17 protein-coding genes and 1 pseudogene are annotated in these 18,568 nt (G+C 46.9%); 1 reads left to right on the top strand and 17 read right to left on the bottom strand.

All coding sequences use genetic code 11. The features are described from left to right. Positions 1-626: 626 nt before the first annotated feature. The 17 genes and pseudogenes from DWZ61_RS18290 to pta all read right to left on the bottom strand — a co-directional run bounded on the left by DWZ61_RS18290 (position 627) and on the right by pta (position 16,945). Positions 627-980, bottom strand: a complete 354-nt coding sequence (locus DWZ61_RS18290; RefSeq protein ID WP_118539989.1) for a hypothetical protein — start codon at positions 978-980, stop codon at positions 627-629. A 16-nt stretch (positions 981-996) separates the two neighbouring features. After that, the gene (locus DWZ61_RS18285) at positions 997-1,668 is read right to left on the bottom strand and encodes a helix-turn-helix transcriptional regulator (RefSeq protein WP_118539988.1); all 672 of its coding nucleotides are present in this window, start codon (positions 1,666-1,668) and stop codon (positions 997-999) included. Between the two features lie 232 nt (positions 1,669-1,900). Continuing rightward, complete coding sequence (gene trpA, locus DWZ61_RS18280) at positions 1,901-2,680, bottom strand: tryptophan synthase subunit alpha (RefSeq protein ID WP_118539992.1); 780 nt, start codon at positions 2,678-2,680, stop codon at positions 1,901-1,903. A gap of 126 nt (positions 2,681-2,806) precedes the next feature. After that, on the bottom strand, positions 2,807-3,991 hold the full coding sequence (gene trpB, locus DWZ61_RS18275) for a tryptophan synthase subunit beta (RefSeq protein WP_118539991.1): 1,185 nt from the start codon (positions 3,989-3,991) through the stop codon (positions 2,807-2,809). 56 nt (positions 3,992-4,047) lie between these two features. After that, positions 4,048-4,659, bottom strand: coding sequence for a phosphoribosylanthranilate isomerase (locus DWZ61_RS18270; RefSeq protein ID WP_243026457.1), 612 nt, complete (start codon positions 4,657-4,659; stop codon positions 4,048-4,050). A 79-nt stretch (positions 4,660-4,738) separates the two neighbouring features. Then, positions 4,739-5,515: an indole-3-glycerol phosphate synthase TrpC gene (trpC, locus tag DWZ61_RS18265; RefSeq protein WP_118539986.1), complete on the bottom strand. Its 777-nt coding sequence runs from the start codon at positions 5,513-5,515 to the stop codon at positions 4,739-4,741. 15 nt (positions 5,516-5,530) lie between these two features. After that, a complete protein-coding gene (gene trpD / locus DWZ61_RS20490; protein WP_337770394.1) occupies positions 5,531-6,541 on the bottom strand; it encodes an anthranilate phosphoribosyltransferase in 1,011 nt (336 codons plus the stop codon). A gap of 84 nt (positions 6,542-6,625) precedes the next feature. After that, positions 6,626-7,126: pseudogene (locus tag DWZ61_RS20485) on the bottom strand (aminodeoxychorismate/anthranilate synthase component II); the annotation flags it as partial. Continuing rightward, positions 7,123-8,601, bottom strand: coding sequence for an anthranilate synthase component I (gene trpE / locus DWZ61_RS18255; RefSeq protein ID WP_118539984.1), 1,479 nt, complete (start codon positions 8,599-8,601; stop codon positions 7,123-7,125). The gene trpE and the pseudogene DWZ61_RS20485, both read right to left, overlap by 4 nt. A gap of 95 nt (positions 8,602-8,696) precedes the next feature. Beyond that, the gene (locus tag DWZ61_RS18250) at positions 8,697-8,960 is read right to left on the bottom strand and encodes a hypothetical protein (protein ID WP_118539983.1); all 264 of its coding nucleotides are present in this window, start codon (positions 8,958-8,960) and stop codon (positions 8,697-8,699) included. Positions 8,961-9,116: 156 nt separating this feature from the next. Beyond that, positions 9,117-9,944 carry a hypothetical protein gene (locus tag DWZ61_RS18245; protein WP_117467433.1) on the bottom strand — a complete coding sequence of 276 codons (828 nt, stop codon included), beginning with the start codon at positions 9,942-9,944 and terminating at the stop codon, positions 9,117-9,119. Further along, entirely contained in the window at positions 9,937-11,367 is a 1,431-nt protein-coding gene (locus DWZ61_RS18240) for a HAMP domain-containing sensor histidine kinase (RefSeq protein WP_118539982.1), read from the bottom strand. Before DWZ61_RS18240 ends, DWZ61_RS18245 begins: the two co-directional genes overlap by 8 nt. A 43-nt stretch (positions 11,368-11,410) precedes the next feature. Beyond that, positions 11,411-12,067 (bottom strand): response regulator transcription factor, encoded by a 657-nt coding sequence (locus DWZ61_RS18235; protein ID WP_118539981.1) that lies wholly within the window; start codon positions 12,065-12,067, stop codon positions 11,411-11,413. Then, positions 12,067-13,215, bottom strand: coding sequence for a VCBS repeat-containing protein (locus DWZ61_RS18230; protein ID WP_243026456.1), 1,149 nt, complete (start codon positions 13,213-13,215; stop codon positions 12,067-12,069). The genes DWZ61_RS18235 and DWZ61_RS18230 overlap by 1 nt, the downstream gene beginning before the upstream one ends. A gap of 53 nt (positions 13,216-13,268) precedes the next feature. Beyond that, positions 13,269-14,498, bottom strand: a complete 1,230-nt coding sequence (locus DWZ61_RS18225) for a 6-phosphofructokinase (RefSeq protein ID WP_118539980.1) — start codon at positions 14,496-14,498, stop codon at positions 13,269-13,271. A gap of 132 nt (positions 14,499-14,630) precedes the next feature. Further along, positions 14,631-15,827, bottom strand: a complete 1,197-nt coding sequence (locus tag DWZ61_RS18220; protein WP_117467445.1) for an acetate kinase — start codon at positions 15,825-15,827, stop codon at positions 14,631-14,633. 116 nt (positions 15,828-15,943) lie between these two features. Continuing rightward, entirely contained in the window at positions 15,944-16,945 is a 1,002-nt protein-coding gene (gene pta / locus DWZ61_RS18215; protein ID WP_117467447.1) for a phosphate acetyltransferase, read from the bottom strand. A gap of 297 nt (positions 16,946-17,242) precedes the next feature. On the opposite strand from pta, the gene DWZ61_RS18210 reads away from it, so the two are divergent. Continuing rightward, positions 17,243-18,478, top strand: coding sequence for a nucleotidyltransferase (locus DWZ61_RS18210; RefSeq protein ID WP_182427189.1), 1,236 nt, complete (start codon positions 17,243-17,245; stop codon positions 18,476-18,478). Positions 18,479-18,568 lie beyond the last annotated feature (90 nt).

Genomic DNA, 18,568 nt, shown 5'->3' with positions numbered 1-18,568 from the left:
TGAACCCTTATATAAGTGCGCCCAAAAATCTACTTTATTTTTCACTCTTTTCTACATAAGTGTCCGGCATTGCCTTGTTGGCACAGCCTGTCAGAAAGATCAAGTTTACTATTATAAGATAGGTTTTTATTCTCCGCATAGCATCTCCTGTTTTGTCCATTCCGTTGGTCATCAATTGATTATCTGGTCCATCTTGTAATATCCATCCAGTATCCAGAAGGGAATTGTGTCACAGAAACCTCGTGTACACCTCTTACATCCAAAAATGCCGCCGTTGGCTGTTCGATTACAGAGATGTCTACCCTTGCAGTTGCTCCGCCTCCTAATTTGCTAAATGTGTATTATAAACCATATTCTTAATATCTGCACATCCGTCTGCTCTATTGTACTTGTTTTTTCTTACCTTCCTCCATTTTCTAAAATATTTCTTTTACTTGTCAATCAAACATGCTTGATAATTCATATTTACCACAAATTATCTCTCTAACTCAATTGAGCAGATGGAAACTTCCCATTAATCGTATTAATTTCCTTTTGCTCAAGTCCCTTAATAAAAGATTTCATAGCAAAAAGAGTAGGTTGCATCCGTAATTTTTCTATAGATGCAACCTACTCTTTAACTTAAACTATTCTTTATAAAGTACACCAGTATACGTAGCTACTGTTTGACTTGTAGTATATGAATATTTACTTATTGTAAGAACCCCTGAGTAATAGCTTCCATTAATTTTTTCTCTCCATGAAATTTCTTTCTGTGGTTTTACAACCCCTGAATATATCACTTCCCTCGTCACACTAACACTTGCTCCGCAAAGGACAATGTCGTTTTCCGCCAAATCTTCTGCAACATATACTTCATAATATATACCTTCTGATGTATATCCCCCTCCTACCCGCTGTGCAGTTTTCTGCGCATTAACCGGGAATGAAATACTTAAAACAGCTACTACAAAAAATATGGCAAATATACCTTTGTTCATATCCTATCCTCAACTTTCATTCTCCACTCAGAAATACATATCCTCCTACATCTGTTTCCTTCCATGCTGTAGCGTCTTCCTTATTATCATAATAAGTTGTCTTTACAATATTGGTATCTATTACTTCTTGATTCAATGTAGCTCTCACTTCATCCAAATGCACATTAATACTATCATTCGTCATTTCACCATCTACTACATACGCAATTTCATATACCCTTCCCCATAACGGATCATCAATATACCTTGTTCCTATCTGCTGAAAAGCAGGTTTTCTATGTCCTGCCATATATATCAGAAACATTCCTGCAGCTATCGCCAATATTCCAATCAAAAAGGACATTCTTACAATTCGTCCATAGTTTTTCTTTTGGGGTTCAGGTTCTGATTCCTCATTTTCCCCTGTGTTATCCGTATTCTCCTTATCTCCCTCCTCCACATTCCTTTTTTGAAATTCAGGATTGTCCAGCTTCTCCAATGTCTTTTCCGGATTATGTAATTCGTCACACGATACCTGAAGTATATCTGCTATACGACTAAGCATCATCATATCCGGAAGGTTCTTTCCATTCTCCCATTTGCTTACCGCAGACGTAGAAACCGATAACCTCTCTGCCAGTTCCTTCTGACTTAATCCATTCTTCTTCCTTAAAATTACCAGTAGTTTACCAAATGCTTCCTTTTGCATAACTTTACCCCTTTAATTGTACTAGCAATGATACAATTATACGATTAAGTTATCTAAAAAGCAATGAAGCAAGAATGAACATACTTGACAATTCACATTTACCACAATGATACGTCTAAATCAATTGAGCATTTGGAAACTTTCCATTTTAATCTTATGAATTTCCTTTTGCTCAAGTAGTTACAGCAATAACCGTTTCCTAGATTATTGTGTCATACCTCCCTATCGTTGTCTACTCTGCTACAGCGTCTTTCATACTCTTCACATATTTTCCGATGTAAGGAGCTGCGTCTTTGCCATACTTTGCAATGATCTTCACGATGGCGCTTCCGACAATGGCTCCATCTGATATGGATGCCATGGCTTTGGCCTGCTCGGGAGTACTGATGCCGAAACCGATAGCACAGGGAACATCGGTTACGGCACGGATACTTTCCACGATGGCGGGCAGATCGGTCTTGATCTCACTGCGCACACCGGTGACCCCCATGGAACTTACCACATAGATAAAACCTTCTGCTTCCGATGCAATCTGGCGGATACGGCTCTCGGAGGTAGGAGCGATCATGGAGATTACCTTCACGCCATGGGTTTTGGCGGGAGCTTCCACCTCTGCCTTCTCTTCATAAGGTACATCAGGAATAATGATGGCGCTGATACCCAGTTCTTCACATTTGGTAAAAAATTTCTCATATCCGTAATGGAATACCGGATTCACATACGTCATAAATGCCAGCGGAATCTGTGACTGCTCCCGTACTCTCTTCACAATTTCGAACACGCCATCCGTTGTCATGCCGTTACCAAGAGAGCGGATATTTGCTTCCTGGATCACCACACCTTCTGCTGTAGGATCGGAAAAGGGAATACCAATCTCTATGAGATCCGCCCCTGCCTTTTCCATCTCTAAAATGAATTTTACGGTGCTGTCCGCGTCCGGGTCTCCTGCAGTGAGGAAGCCGATGAACGCCTTTTTATTCGGTGTATCAAATACTTTTTCTAATTTACTCATCGTATCTGTCTCCATTTCTTCTATCTCTTCTATTCTAATTTCTTCTATCTTTCCTGTTTTCATCTTCTGTCTGCAGGAGAACGGACTGCCCAAAGCATTTCACAGCCCCTGCACGTAAGTCGGTCATCAGTCATGAATATCCACACCGCGGTATCTCGCAATAGCGGCCACATCCTTGTCGCCTCTGCCGGACAGACATACGATAATGCTCTGGTCCGGGCTGTAGTTCTTCGCGATCTTACGTACCTGCGCTACCGCATGGGCACTCTCAATAGCGCAGATGATTCCTTCAGTTCTTGCCAGATATTCAAAAGCATCCACTGCCTCGTCATCCGTGATGGGCACATACTGTGCTCTGCCGATGTCATGCAGATAAGCATGCTCCGGTCCAATGCCGGGATAATCCAGTCCCGCAGAAATGGAATATACAGGAGCAATCTGTCCATATTCATCCTGGCAGAAATAAGATTTCATTCCATGGAAAATTCCCAGAGAGCCGGTAGCAATGGTAGCTGCGGTCAGTGCCGTATCCACACCCTTGCCTGCTGCCTCACAACCGATGAGTTCCACATCCTTGTCCTCAATAAAGTTATAGAACGCACCCATGGCATTGCTGCCGCCGCCTACGCAGGCTACCACGGCTGCCGGAAGTTTTCCTTCCTTCTTCAGAATCTGTTCCTTTGCTTCCTGGCTGATCACACTCTGAAAATCTCTTACGATCATGGGGAAGGGATGAGGTCCCATAACGGATCCCAGCACATAATGGGTATCCGCCACACGATTGGACCATTCTCTCATGGTCTCATTGACAGCATCCTTTAAGGTCATGGTACCGGAAGTTACGGGATGTACCTTGGCTCCCAGAAGTTCCATACGGTAGACATTCAATGCCTGTCTGTTGGTATCTTCTTTTCCCATGAAGATTTCGCATTCCATCCCCAGGAAGGCTGCTGCCGTTGCGGTAGCCACACCGTGCTGTCCGGCACCGGTCTCTGCGATCAGGCGGGTCTTGCCCATCTTCTTGGCAAGCAGTGCCTGTCCCAGGGCATTATTGATCTTATGGGAACCAGTATGGTTCAGATCCTCTCTCTTGAGATAGATCTTCGCGCCGCCCAGATCCTTCGTCATTTTCCCTGCATAGTACAGCAGAGAGGGGCGCCCCGCGTATTCATTCAACAGCTTGTTCAGCTCCGCATTGAATTCCGGATCCTTCTTATAATGCTCATAGCACTCTTCCAGATGGATCAGTTCATTCATCAATGTCTCGGAGATATATTGTCCTCCGTGGATTCCGTAACGTCCTTTGCTCATATGTTTATCCTCTCTTCTTTCTTCCTGATTTTTAATTCTTCTTTTATTCTGTATTTTCAATCTGTATTGTTCCGATACTGTTCTACCAGTTCCATGATCCGGCGCATCTTCTCCTGATCTTTTTTCCGGTTACTCTCGATGCCGGAGCTGATATCCAACGCATAGGGTCTCACCACTTCCATGGCTTCCGTCAGATTCTCCGACTGCAATCCGCCCGCCAGGAAAAATTCTCTGTCGATTCCGCCAAGGACACTCCAGTCAAAAGCCTGACCCGTTCCCATTCCGTTGTCAAATAACAGATAGTCCGCACTGCTGTCCAGCCAGGCTTCCACATCGTACCGGTCTCTTACTTTGACCGCCTTGATCACCGGTTTGTGGCAGACTGCCTGAAGATACTGGATATCCTCCTCCGTCTCATCTCCGTGGAGCTGTGCCACGTCCAGAATGCCTTCCTCCAGCAATTCTATGATGGTCTTCGGATCCTCATTCACGAATACCCCAACTGTCCGGATTCCAGGTGAAAGCTTCTTACGGTATTCCGCTGCCTGCTCCTTTGTGACCACCCTGTGGCTCTTCGGGTAAAATACAAATCCCACGTAATCCGGCTGCACCTCATTGGCATAATCAATGTCCTCCGGACGATAGAGACCACACATTTTTACTTTCATAATAATTTACGACCTTTCTATAGACTGCAAACTTTGGGCCGTAGGCACAAAGTTGCGTGTGAAAAATTTATTTTTCACACTATCCGCGGAGTTCCTGCAAAGCCGCTTTCTTATCTGCACTACGCATCAATGTCTCTCCGATGAGTACGGCATTGGTACCGTTCTGCTCCAACCGCTCGATATCCTGTCTCGTCTTCATACCACTTTCGGATACGAAGAGAATATTCTCCGGCACCATTTCCCTCAACCGCACGGAGTTATTGATATCCACCGTAAAGTCTTTCAGATTCCGGTTATTGACACCGACGATCCTGGCACCGGCTTTCAATGCCATCTCTACTTCCTTCTCATCATGGGCTTCCACCAGTGCCGACAGTCCAAGTTCTCCTGCGATTCCCGCATACTCTGACAACTGCATCGGTGACAGGATGGCACAGATTAAAAGCACTGCATTTGCTCCGATATTTTTTGCCTCATAGATCATGTATTCATCTACCGTAAAATCTTTCCGAAGCAGTGGAATTTTCACTGCCTGACGGATCTCGGTCAGATATTCATTCTTCCCTTGAAAGTACGCCGGTTCCGTCAGTACGGAAATTGCATCCGCTCCTGCTGCCTCGTATTCCCTCGCAATCTGCACATAGGGAAATTCCGCCGCGATCAGTCCCTTGGAGGGCGATGCTTTTTTCACCTCACAGATAAAGCTCATCCACGGCTTCGCCAGTGCCTGTTCAAAGGGAAATCCCGTGTTGCTGTCCAAATCTCTTGCTCTGGCAATCTGTTCTGCAAGGGGCAGTGCTTCTTTTGCTGCAGCCACCCGTTCTAAAGTGGAAGCCGCTATGGTATCCAATATCATTTTTCTGCCTCCCGCTTATACTTCATTACTTAACTTAATGAAACGCTCCAGCTGTGCCTTTGCAAGGCCTGTGTCGATGACCTTCTCTGCCAGCTTCACACCGTCTGCCATACTGTCTGCCTTGCCTGCCACATATAGGGCTGCTGCTGCATTCAGCAGTACCGCATTGCGCTTGGGACCCTTTTCGCCATTTAAGATAGCTCTGGTGATCTCTGCGTTCTCCTGGGGAGTTCCGCCCACCAGATCTTCCTTCGTGCATCTTTCCATGCCAAATTCTTCCGGTGTGATCACATAATTTTTAAAGGTACCGTTATCAATCTCGCAGACTGTAGTGGGTGCACTGGCGGAGATCTCGTCCAGTCTGTCCTGTCCATAGACTACCATGCCACGTTTTACACCTAGATTGGACAATACCTTTGCCATAGAGGGCAGCAGGCTTTCATCGTACGCACCCATGATCTGATATACCGGTCCTGCGGGGTTTGCCAGAGGTCCTAAAATATTGAAAATAGTACGGATGCCCAACTCCTTGCGGATGGGTCCCACATATTTCATGGCGGTGTGATATTTTTGTGCGAAAAGGAAGCAGATGCCGATCTCTTCCAACAACGTCTTGCTCTGTTCCGGCTCTATGGTGATATTTACGCCCAGAGCTTCCAGACAGTCTGCTGCACCGGATTTGGAACTGGCTGCGCGGTTGCCGTGCTTGGCTACTGGTACGCCTGCCGCAGAGATCACGATAGATGCCGTAGTGGAGATATTGAAAGAATTAGATCCGTCACCGCCGGTTCCCACAATCTCTAAAGCTTCCACGTCCGCTCCAAGTTTTCTGCCGAACTTTCGCATTTCTTCTGCGGAGCCTGTGATCTCTTCGATGGTCTCACCCTTCTGGCTTAATGCTGTCAGATAAGCACTCTTTAAAATATCGCTGGCCTCACCGCTCATGATCTCATCCATAACGGTTTTTGCCATATCGTATCCGATGTCCTCATTCTTTACCAACTTAGCAACCGCTTCTTTAATCATGTTTCTGCCTGCTCCTTTCTGTGTCTGTAAAAAATTAACAATGATCTGTCGACCATCCGGTGTCAGTACCGATTCCGGATGGAACTGTACTCCGTAGATCTGCTTTTCTGTCTGTTCTACCGCCATGACCTCTCCGTCTTCGGTGACCGCGGTAACTTTCAATTCTGCGGGAATCGTCTGTGGATCTGCCACCAGAGAATGATATCTTGCCACAGTGATCACTTTTTTCATACCCCGGAACAATACACTGTCTGTATCCAAAGTCGCCAGGGACTGTTTACCGTGCATCAGATGGGATGCATAAGTCACAGTGGCTCCCGCCACCTCACAGATTGCCTGATGCCCGAGACAGATTCCCAAAATAGGTATCCTGCCCCCAAGTTCCCTGATCACATTTTCACAGACACCCGCTTTGTCCGGTCTGCCGGGTCCCGGCGATAAAATGATGTGGGAGGGATTCATGGCGCGGATCTCATCCACACCGCATTCATCATTGCGGATCACCCGAATATCCGGATTTACGCTTCCTACCAGCTGATATACGTTATAGGAAAAACTGTCATAATTGTCGATCAGTAATATCATGCTTCCATTCCCTCCTGTGCTTTCTGTAGTGCCTGTCTTACAGCTGCTGCCTTCTGAATGCATTCCCTGTATTCCTTCTCCGGTACACTGTCCGCCACAATACCGGCACCGGATCTTACGAATACTTTTCCGTTCTTGGAAAAAGCAAGTCTGATGGCAATGCAGGTATCCAGATTTCCAGTAAAGGAAATGTAGCCGATGGCTCCGCCGTAGATCCCCCGCTTATTGTCTTCCAGTTCATTGATGATCTCGCAGGCCCGAAGTTTCGGGGCTCCCGACAGAGTTCCTGCGGGCAGGATGGCATCCACCGCATCCAGAGCATCCGCATCCTCTCTGATCACTCCTCTTACCGTGGATCCGATGTGCATGACATGAGAATATCTCTCAATGGACATATACTTTTCCACTTCCACGGTGCCTATCCGGCTGATCTTGCCGATATCGTTTCGTCCCAGATCCACCAGCATATTGTGTTCGGAACGTTCCTTTTCGTCTGCCAAAAGTTCTGCTTCCAGTGCTTTGTCCGCTTCCTCGGTAGCTCCTCTGGGTCTCGTTCCTGCCAGGGGGAAGGTATGTAATACACCATCTTCCAGTTTCACCAATGTCTCCGGGCTGGCTCCCACGATCTCACCATCACTTCCAGAGAAATAGAACATGTACGGAGAAGGATTTGTTGTGCGGAGTACCCGGTAAGCATCTAAGAGGCTTCCTTCCATCTCCGCCTCCTGGCGATTGGATAATACCACCTGGAAGATATCTCCCTCTCTGATGTAATGCTTGGCTTTCTCCACCATGCTGCAATAGGCTGCTTCGTTGAACAGTGGTTGAAAATCTGTCCGGAGCTTACAGGGAATATGCTCTGCCTTTTCTCCATTCAGCAAGAGCTCCTTCATGTTGTTCAGTTCCCGCTCCGCTCTATGATAATTGATCTCCAGATCATCGGTCTTGATATTCAGGATCAGGATCAGCTTCTGTCTGTAATTGTCAAAAGCGATGACTTTGTGGAACAGCATCAGGTTCACATCCTGGAAGCCTTCCTCGTCCTTCGCATCCAGCCGCAGGGTCGGTTCGCTGTATTTGATATAGTCATAGGAAAAATATCCTACCAGACCTCCGGTAAAGGAAGGCAGTCCCGGAAGCTTGGGACTTTTATTCTCTTCCATGACGTTGCGGATGATCCCTCTGACATCTCCGGAATCCGTCCGGCTGGTCAGTTCCGATTTTATTGTAGTCATACCGTTATAACAGGTGATCTCCAACAGAGGATCGTAGCCTAAGAAGGAATATCGTCCCCATCGTTTATCCGCCTCCGCACTTTCCAACAGATAGACATGACCGCTAACCTTTTTTAAGATGCGCAACACTTCGATAGGTGTGGTCATATCCGCATACAGCTCTGTGCTGATGGGAATTACGCCGTAGCTGCCTTCCGCTGCGATGATTTTACATTCTTCCAATGTGGGGGTGATCTTCATTTCGGTACTCCTCCTTAAAATTATTTCTTTCCACACCTTTTCAGCGCCTCCATTCGTAAAATCGCCTCTTTGAGGCTTCCTTTTACTCATTGAGGCTATCTCGCCATAGGCTCTGAAAAGGTTACAAAAAAACCGCCCATGACAGAATCTTCTTCTGTCAAGGACGGGTCATATACATTTCCCGCGGTGCCACCTTGCTTCACAATTTCTTGTGCTCTTACAGGATACCAACATATCCCCGGCAACTGACGTATGCCCTCACGTCGCAGAATACTTGAGATCTCATAATTCCATGTGTCCTCTTTGACTGCGCCCTCCGTGGTCCATTTAACAACCTGCGTTCCAACCTTTCTCAGCATCCGGTCTCTCTGTAAGTGCACGAACTGTTTTTATCTCCACATCAATAGTTTTCTTACCGCTGTATTTAATTTTTATTTATATTACTGCTTTAGTGTGGTAACGTCAAGTAGTGATTTTAATCTTTTTTGTAAAAAATCTTTGCGTATTTTATTTTTCTATCTTCCTACTTTGAGGAAAAGCTCACGAATTCCTTCATAGTAACCAATGGTCACCGTGGTACTGTCTTCCTCCTCCCCCGGGAAAGTATACTTGGCAAAATACGGCGTCGTCTCCAACAGCGGATTTTGATCCTCATATTTTTCAAGACCGGTTAGTTCCAGATATTCCGCATACCGGCCAATCATGGCATCCGTATTGATGTCTTCCCATTGCAGTCCGGTCCGGACATAGAATTCATAAATTTTGCCGGTATCCGCATCCAGATAAATATCCAGAAAACGGTTACTCTTATCCGCATTCCTTACGTCCGTAGACAGGCTGATTTTCCATACAGAGAGATTATTTCTCGGCTCCAAAACATCGATAGCAGAGCAGATCACCGCTTCGTAAGAGTCTTCCGAAACTTCCTTTACTTCGTCGGGAAGAATTCCCTGCTCCTTCAGGATCTGAATCTCTCTGTTACATGCCTCATATACCGCTTCCTCCTGAATCTGTCCCTCTCCCGGTTGCTGGCGATTCTCTACAAACGCATAGGTACCCGTCATTTCTCCGTAGTTTCCTGCCTCACTGTCCACTCTGGTCAAAAAACGCAGTTCACTCTCCGGCAGGGTCTGACTGCTCAGACATCTCCCCAAAAGATATAGTTTCTGATTGCTGCTCATGCGGTAACGGTATCCTTCCGCACCTTCCACCGCCTCTGTGGTAATACTGTTTAAGAGTCTCTCATCACTTTTGGCCGCGATCCATTCCGGTCCCCACAGAGCCGCAAGAATGACCACAACTGATACCGCAAAGCCCAAAGAACAGCTCTTCCATCTATTCATCCGACTTCACCCCCTCATCCGGAATCAGAAAGCTCATGCAGCTTCCAAAACCCTGTGTACTCTCGATCTTCAGGCTGCTGTGATGCAGTTCCAGAATAGCGGTGCACAGTGCAAGCCCCAGTCCCGCTCCGTTATGAGCCCTGGATCTGGATTTATCCACCATATAAAAAGCTTCCGTGATCTTATGAAGTTCTTCCTCGGGGATGCCAATTCCTTCATCCCGTACCTGAAAATAATAACCGTTCTCCATGTGCCTTCCTGTGATCTCCACGGTCTGCCCCTCCTCGGAGGCTTTGATGGCATTATCGGTCAGATTGATCAAAACAGTCTTCAACAGGTTCTCCTCGGCATAGAGTTCTCCCTTTTCCCAGCAGATGTCAACCTTCACCCTGCTGTCTTCTGGGTTCTTGGTCTCATCATAGATTTCCTGCAGATACGAGAAAATGCCGGAGACATTTGTGGTCTTACGATCGATCTCCTTACGTCTGGTCACAATGATGTCCAGCAGTCTGAGTGCCATAGTCTCCAGGCGTTTTCCCTCTGTATAAATATAATTGGCACACAAAAAATGCCTCTCATCATCCAATTTCCGGGAACGCAGCATATCCGCATAACCGATAATGGCAGTCAATGGTGTCTTCAGTTCATGGGAAAATGCGGCAATAAAATCTTCTCTGGCTCTGACTTCATTTTCCAAATTCTGAATATTCTGCTCCAGTGCTTCTGCCATATGGTTGAAATCCGCAGTCAGCTGTCCCATTTCATCATTACTGATCTGCTCCGCGCGATAGCTGTATTCTCCCTCCGCCATTTTGCCGGTAGCCTGCGTCAGAAGCCGGATCGGTCGGGTCAGCCAGCAGGCGATCAGCGTCATCACAGCGCCACTGCACAACAGTACGATCACCGTCACCTGACGATACATCCGAAATCCTTCCGTCCTCTCCGTATATACCGCAGTTACATTTTTCATGGTCTCTAACGTCAGCAGACGGTCGGACACATTGATTCTTGTCTGTGTCTGGATATAATAGGAATCCCCCGACTGCACTACCCGGTACACTCTCGTATTTTCTCCGCATTCTTCCCACAGAGAAGTATCCCCGGTAAACCCTTCGCTGACATACAGCACCTTACCGTTCTCATCGCTGATCCGCAGCAATCTGTTGCCGTGCTGTCCACTGTTCTCCAGGTATACTCCGATCTGTTCCACCGTTCCGTCCGGAAGTACATCATATTTGGACGGAATATTTAAAGCTGCCGTCTCAAAAGCGAACCTCAAAATACTACTTTCATCCAGTGCCTGTCTGGTCTCACGCTCCATGGAGGTCTGAAACACATAATTTACAAAAAAATAACCGCTTGCTCCGCATGCCGCTGCCATGATCAGCATGGTGCACAGCAGAATTTTCCAGGAAAATTTCATTCTTTTCTCCTCTTGTCCACTTTCCTACAAGAATTCCTCGTTCTCAGGCAATCTCCAGCCGGTATCCTACCTTATATACCGCTACCAGCTGATTCTCCCATCCCATTTTTTTGCGCAGGCGCTGCACATGCAGCTCCAGAGTCCTGCTGTCCCCGTCATATTCTTCTCCCCATACCTTTTCGTACAGGCTTTCCTTGAATAAGGCAATATTTTTATTCTGAATAAATAACACCAGAAGTCCGTATTCCTTGTTGGTAAGTACCACAGGTACGCCCGCTTTCGTCACCATTCTGGCTTCCATATCCACCACTACATCTCCTGCGGACAGCTGCGCTCCCCGTTTGTGGAATCTGCGCAGTACCACTTCTACCCTTGCCAGCAGTTCCACCACATCAAAGGGCTTCACCAGATAATCCTCCGCCCCCAGACGCAAGCCTTTTACCCGGTCCTTTACATCTCCCTTGGCGGTAATGAAGATCACCGGGATCTTTAAAGGTCTGATATATTCCATAATATCAAAACCGTCCACTCCCGGAAGCATAATATCCAGTAAGATCAGATCAAAGGTTTCCTTCTCGATCAGTTCAATGGCTTTCATGCCATCCTGTACACTTTTGCAAAAATATCCTGCTGCCGACAGATTCAGGTCGATCAGGTCACAGATTGGCTTTTCATCATCCACGATCAATATTTTTATCATTATGTCTGCCACCCCCAATAGGCACGGATCTTCGTCACCAGTGCCTCCAGAGTATCCTCCTCCGTACATTCATAATTTTCTGTAAAATCAGTATCCTTCTCAAATCCGGCCGTCCGTTGGTAATAAATGGTGCACACGGTGTCCACCAGCAATTCCCCGTTTTCTCCTTCATAGCTGTATTTTGCAAACACCACCAGATCCTTCAGGCCGTCACCGTCCAGGTCCTTTCCCTGGATTCCCTTCAGCGCATAGAGATTGTCGTAATCCTCCATGGGTTGAAAACTCCACACAATATTTCCCTGTTCATCGATCAGATAGATCATGAACATGTCATATTCCGCCATCCGGTAGGTGCCCGGAACCACCTTTAATTTTCCCAGCTTTTCAAAATTACGGGTATAAGACTGTTCCTCGATGACATTGAAATTGTGGTTCAGAAGATCTGCCAGTGTCTCCGCCGTATAGAGGAATTCCGTAGAACGCCCGTCTCTTACAAAATTTAAAATACAGGCAGGGTTCTTGTTCATATCAAAGCGGTTGATCTTGTCTGAGATCCGATAATCACGGTAAAAGTTTCCATCGTCCTGGAACAGAACATCTCCTACTTTGTAGGATTCTTCCTGATAATCCCCCCTGTCATTATGGCACTGGACGATCAGGATGATATCTGTATCTCTGTCATTGTCTACATCCTGAAAAGAAACCGAAGCCAGTTTTTTCACCGGCTGCCGCATTTCTCCCGGATAGCAGTAATTTGCTTCCAGCTGGTCCGTCTTGTACAGAATCTGCCCGGAAGCATCCGCGATAAATACCGCCAGTCTGTGGTACCTTGTATCCAGTGCCGCATAGAACCAGACTTCATCCCCGGGTTCCTCTGTCGTATCTACGGCTTCCTCCGGAAGTTTTTGCAACGGCATCGCAAAGATCTGATCCTCCAGCAGGCGGAATCCCTGGTCCTCCAAATCTCCAATCTTTTCTATCCTGTCAAAGCGTTCCCGGTATCGTTCGTACTCCTCCGCCACCAGTTCTCCGCGTTCCCCGGCCGCAGTCACAGAAAAAGAAAAGGTGGAAAGCTGCGCAGATAAAACTACAAAAAGCACAATACTTACTATGCTGAGCATGATTCTTCTCTTCCTGTGTTTCGGCATCTTTCCACCTCCTTTGTATCGTTATTTGATTTGTTGTTTTATTCCATTTTCTTTTACAGATCGTCAATAATAATGTGTCTGGGCTGGCCTGTGATCATGATCGGAGTCAGTTCCGCCTGGATCAGAGGCTCGATATAGTTCTTCATCTCTGCGGTCACATAATCTCCCTCTTCCGTGATCCAGGAACGGGGAACCTTTTTCTCCAGATTTGCCACCTTATGCACATCATAGAGATCCGTAGTGCAAATATAGGGATCCTGAGATACTCTCTTTAAGATCACCATCTGACCGGTCTTGCCTTCAAAAGCTGCCTTTACCGCAGTTCCACCTACCTGATAAGCCTCGGTGATATCCACGCGGGAGGTCAGATGTCCGGCACAGCGCTGCAGAGTAGACAGTTCAATAGCTCTGGATTTGCAGCCCAGCTTTTCAATAATCAGGTCAGACAAATATTTGCCCGTACCGGATAACTGTACATGGCCGAAAGAATCCGTCTTGTCGGAAGGTGCAGACAATTCGCAGACATATCTTCCGTCTGCCGTCTTGATTCCTTCGGACACGGCAATGACAATGGACTGTTTCTCGCTGACCAGTTTCTTGACCTTTTTCAGAAAATCATCCACATCAAAGGCTACTTCCGGCAGGTAGATCAGATCCGGGCCTTCACAGTCTTCACTCTTGGCCAGTACTGCTGCTCCGGTGAGCCATCCGGCATTTCTTCCCATGATCTCGATGACAGTCACACTCTGCATCTCATAGATCAGGCCGTCACGTACCAGTTCCTTGGTAACGGTAGCAATATATTTTGCCGCACTTCCGTAACCAGGCGTATGATCCGTACCCTCTAAGTCGTTATCAATGGTCTTGGGTACGCCGATAAAACGAATCGGGTTGCCCACTGTCTCTGCATAATCGGAAAGCTTTTTGATGGTATCCATGGAGTCATTGCCGCCGATATAGAAAAATGCCATGATCTCCAGTTCTTCCAGAATTGCAAATATTTTCTCGTAAATAGCTTTATCTTCACTGATCTCCGGCAGCTTATAGCGGCAGGATCCCAGAAAGGAAGCCGGTGTTCTCTTCAAAAGTTCCACATCCATGTCGTTGCGGATCTTTTCCCCCAGATCCACGATCTTTTTCTCCAACAAACCCTGAATGCCATAGCGCATACCGTATATGGTATCCGCTCCCATATCCTTTGCTGTCTTGTAGACACCTGCCAGACTGGCATTGATCACCGCTGTGGGGCCTCCGGACTGTCCTACGATCACATTTTTTTTCATAATTTTTCTCCCTCTGTTGATTCGTTACCATACATCGACGGGGATTTCTCCTGCTCGATTTGCATACGTAAAACACCCACCAATCGGATCCTCCGGTTGATGGGTGTTCTCATTCTTAAGGTTCCGTCGAACCTATTTTACCAAACTTACAGTCTCTCTGGCAATAGCAAGTTCCTCATTCGTAGGAATTACCATAACAGTGGTCTTGCTGTCAGGAGTGGAAATAGCGATCTCCTCGCCACGCTTGTGGTTCGCCTCCTCATCGATGGATACTCCCAAGAAGCCCAAATGCTCGCATACCAGGGAACGAACTAAAGGTGCGTTCTCGCCGATACCTGCGGTAAAGCAGATCACATCTACACCGTTCATGGCTGCTACATAAGAGCCGATATATTTTGCCACACGGTAGCAGTAAGTGTTCATGGTACGGATGCAGTGTGCATCGCCGTTGTTGTAACCTGCTTCCAGATCACGGAAATCGGAAGACAGATTGTTGGACAGACCATATACACCGGACTTCTTGTTCAGAACGGTCATGATCTCGTCGATGTTCTTGCCCTCTTTGTGAGCGATGAACTCCATGATGGCAGGATCGATATCACCGGAACGGGTTCCCATGATCAGACCTTCCAGAGGTGTCAGACCCATGGAGGTGTCTACACACTTGCCGTTCTTAACAGCGGATACGCTGGCACCATTGCCCAGGTGGCAAACGATGATCTTCAGATCTTCGTACTTTTTGCCCAGAACCTCAGCAGCCTTCTTGGATACATAAGAGTGGCTGGTTCCGTGGAAGCCGTAACGTCTGATCTTGTATTTCTCATAATACTCGTAAGGCAGACCGTACATATAAGCTTCCTCAGGCATGGTCTGATGGAAAGCGGTGTCAAATACAGCTACCATGGGAGTGGTGGGCATCAGCTTCTTGCATGCATTGATACCGATCAGGTTAGCAGGGTTATGTAAAGGAGCCAGGTCGTTGCATTCCTCGATGGCTTTCATAACTTCATCGGTGATAATGGTGGATGCTGCGAACTTCTCGCCGCCGTGTACGATACGATGTCCTACGGCACCGATCTCATCCAGACTCTTTACCACACCTGTCTTTTCATTGGTCAGAGCTTCCAGTACCAGACGGATAGCTTCGGTATGATCCGGCATGGGAGTTACAGTCTGCTCTTTCTCACCACCATCGGGGGTATAGGTGATCTGGCTTCCTTCGATACCGATTCTCTCACAAAGACCCTTTGCGATGCATTTCTCGGTCTCGGAATCAATGAGCTGGAACTTCAGGGAAGAGCTTCCGCAGTTAATAACTAAAATATTCATGATGAATTCCTTTCTTTCAAATCTGTTACTCTATGGGGTCATGTTACCCGTGCGGGCAATACATGAATACGGTGCGGGACAGATATCCCGCACACGTTTATGTTCGTTACCAGTGATTATACTAACTGTGCCTGTACAGCGGTCAGTGCTACGACACCGACGATATCCTGCCAGGAACATCCTCTGGACAGATCGTTAACAGGCTTTGCGATACCCTGTAACATAGGGCCGTAAGCTTCTGCTCCACCCAGTCTCTGTACCAGCTTGTAACCGATGTTACCTGCATCCAGGTTCGGGAAGATCAGGACATTGGCATGTCCGTTTACAGGGCTTCCGGGAGCCTTGGACTTGGCAACGCTGGGAACCAGAGCTGCATCCAACTGCAGTTCGCCGTCCAGAGTCAGATGAGGATACTCCTCATGTGCGATACGGGTAGCTTCTACTACTTTGTCAACCAGTGCGTGCTTTGCACTTCCCTTGGTGGAGTGGCTCAGCATGGCGATCACGGGCTTAGGTCCGATCAGAGACTTGAAGCTTCTGGAAGAAGTATCTGCGATGGCAGCCAGTTCTTCGGGTGTAGGATCCTGGTTCAGACCACAGTCAGCGAACAGGAAGGTTCCGTTCTCACCCTGATCCTTGAATACGGTATCCATAACGAAGAATGCGGATACCAGTTTAACACCGGGTGCAGTCTTCAGGATCTGCAGTGCAGGTCTTAAAGTATCTGCGGTAGAGTGGCATGCACCTGCTACCATACCGTCTGCATCATTAGCCTTAACCATTACGATACCGAAGGTCAGGTAATCATTCAGCAGGATCTCTCTTGCCTTCTCGGGGGTCATTCCCTTTGCTTTTCTGGTTTCATATAATAAATTCACATAGTCATCCAACTTGGGAGTTGTTTTAGGGTTAACTACCTTAACTTTGGACAGGTCAACTTCCAGCCAGCCTGCACCATCCATGATCTTCTCTTCATCACCGATCATAATGATGTCTGCGATGCCCTCTTCCACGATACGGGCAGCAGCCAGTAATGTTCTCTTATCATTAGATTCCGGTAATACAATAGTCTTTTTGTCGAGTCTTGCTCTCTCTTTAATCATGTCAATGTATGACATATCCATTCTCCTTTCCGGCGGGGGATACCCGCTTCCTCCCAAATAACTTCTGTAAAGTTTTGGTTTTATCTTAACAAACCGATGTATTTATATTATACTAAATACATCTGGAGTACACAAGGGCATAATGTTCGCAAAATTGTATATTTTCAGATACAACCACTATTTTTTCAGAATAAAATAAGCTGATAACCATGCATATGTAAACGCTTTCAGTGTATGTTATTTTTTTCACATTCCTTGTCAGGGTTTGTGTTCGTTATAACGTATATTTCTTTTCACGAAAGGAGCCACATTATGAAGGTCAATGGTATTGTCGCAGAGTATAATCCCTTCCATAATGGTCATGCTTACCAGTTACAGCATGCCAAAGAGGCCAATGATGCCAATTATACGATCATTGTCATGAGCGGTAATTTCATGCAGCGGGGTGCTCCTGCCCTCTTAGATAAGTTCACCCGTACAAAAATGGCTCTGGAGAACGGTGCAGATCTGGTGCTGGAACTGCCCACCCGCTATGCTGCCTCCAGTGCGGAATTTTTTGCCAAGGGCTCGGTTGCCTTGTTCGACAAACTGGGAGTGACCACAAATCTGTGCTTTGGCAGTGAGTGCGGCAACATTGAAGTCTTGTCACGGATCGCTGAGATTTTCTATACGGAACCGGAACCTTACGTGGAATCCTTGCGCTGCAATATGCGTAAGGGAATGTCCTTCCCCATCGCCAGGACCTGGGCGTTATTGCAATACGCGCCTTCCTTAAGCGATGATAAGGACGTTCTTTCCTCTCCTAATAATATATTGGGAATTGAATATCTCAAAGCTCTGATGTCCAGAAACAGCAAGATCTCACCGTTCACTACCACCAGAGTCGGTGCGGATTATCACGACAAACGTCTCGGCACCAATCAGTGTTCCGCCATTGCTATCCGCCAGTCGGTGGCCGCCGGGCATGATCTATCCTATCTGGCTGCCCAGATGCCGGAAAGTGCCTATGCATTGATGACGGATTCTCTGTCTCACAAAAAGCCTCTGTTTGCCGATGATTTTTCCGCAGCACTGCAATACAAGCTGCTGACGGAATACTCTGTGGGCTACGACAAGTATCAGGATATTTCTTCGGATCTGTCCGACCGGATCCGCAATACCCTGCCTTCCTTCGCAGGTTACACTTCTTTCTGTGATCTGCTCAAGAGTAAGGATATGACCTACACCCGCATCAGCAGATGTCTGCTTCATATTTTGCTGAATATGACCAAGGAAGAATTCGAGACCTGCAAGTCGGAAGACTATATCTCTTACGCCAGAGTGTTGGGTTTCCGCAAGAATGCGACGCCACTGCTTGCCGAGATCAAAAAGAACAGTTCCATTCCTCTCGTCACCAGCCTGGCTGACGCCAGACAGACGCTTTCTCCCGAATCTCTGCGGATGCTGGATCTGGATATCCTCCGCAATCAGATCTATCTGGGGAATCTGGCCTTAAAGAACCAGACGGAAATGGTGAATGAATATCGGACGCCGATTGTGATTGTATAAATGGAAAGTTAATGAAATAAATATTGGCAAACCAGATGAACTCCCGAAGCGGCAGAAGGCCCTCAGGCAGATATCGGTCTCCGAGTGTGA

The organism is Clostridium sp. AF34-10BH (assembly GCF_003478095.1).
Classification (GTDB): domain Bacteria; phylum Bacillota; class Clostridia; order Lachnospirales; family Lachnospiraceae; genus Acetatifactor; species Acetatifactor acetigignens.
This window is presented reverse-complemented; position numbering and strand designations above follow the sequence as displayed.

Coding starts and splice junctions, on each gene's coding strand:
- DWZ61_RS18290 (WP_118539989.1), bottom strand. CDS start 980: ATGAACAAAGGTATATTTGCCATATTTTTTGTAGTAGCTGTTTTAAGT.
- DWZ61_RS18285 (WP_118539988.1), bottom strand. CDS start 1,668: ATGCAAAAGGAAGCATTTGGTAAACTACTGGTAATTTTAAGGAAGAAG.
- trpA (WP_118539992.1), bottom strand. CDS start 2,680: ATGAGTAAATTAGAAAAAGTATTTGATACACCGAATAAAAAGGCGTTC.
- trpB (WP_118539991.1), bottom strand. CDS start 3,991: ATGAGCAAAGGACGTTACGGAATCCACGGAGGACAATATATCTCCGAG.
- DWZ61_RS18270 (WP_243026457.1), bottom strand. CDS start 4,659: ATGAAAGTAAAAATGTGTGGTCTCTATCGTCCGGAGGACATTGATTAT.
- trpC (WP_118539986.1), bottom strand. CDS start 5,515: ATGATATTGGATACCATAGCGGCTTCCACTTTAGAACGGGTGGCTGCA.
- trpD (WP_337770394.1), bottom strand. CDS start 6,541: ATGATTAAAGAAGCGGTTGCTAAGTTGGTAAAGAATGAGGACATCGGA.
- trpE (WP_118539984.1), bottom strand. CDS start 8,601: ATGAAGATCACCCCCACATTGGAAGAATGTAAAATCATCGCAGCGGAA.
- DWZ61_RS18250 (WP_118539983.1), bottom strand. CDS start 8,960: ATGCTGAGAAAGGTTGGAACGCAGGTTGTTAAATGGACCACGGAGGGC.
- DWZ61_RS18245 (WP_117467433.1), bottom strand. CDS start 9,944: ATGAATAGATGGAAGAGCTGTTCTTTGGGCTTTGCGGTATCAGTTGTG.
- DWZ61_RS18240 (WP_118539982.1), bottom strand. CDS start 11,367: ATGAAATTTTCCTGGAAAATTCTGCTGTGCACCATGCTGATCATGGCA.
- DWZ61_RS18235 (WP_118539981.1), bottom strand. CDS start 12,067: ATGATAAAAATATTGATCGTGGATGATGAAAAGCCAATCTGTGACCTG.
- DWZ61_RS18230 (WP_243026456.1), bottom strand. CDS start 13,215: ATGCCGAAACACAGGAAGAGAAGAATCATGCTCAGCATAGTAAGTATT.
- DWZ61_RS18225 (WP_118539980.1), bottom strand. CDS start 14,498: ATGAAAAAAAATGTGATCGTAGGACAGTCCGGAGGCCCCACAGCGGTG.
- DWZ61_RS18220 (WP_117467445.1), bottom strand. CDS start 15,827: ATGAATATTTTAGTTATTAACTGCGGAAGCTCTTCCCTGAAGTTCCAG.
- pta (WP_117467447.1), bottom strand. CDS start 16,945: ATGTCATACATTGACATGATTAAAGAGAGAGCAAGACTCGACAAAAAG.
- DWZ61_RS18210 (WP_182427189.1), top strand. CDS start 17,243: ATGAAGGTCAATGGTATTGTCGCAGAGTATAATCCCTTCCATAATGGT.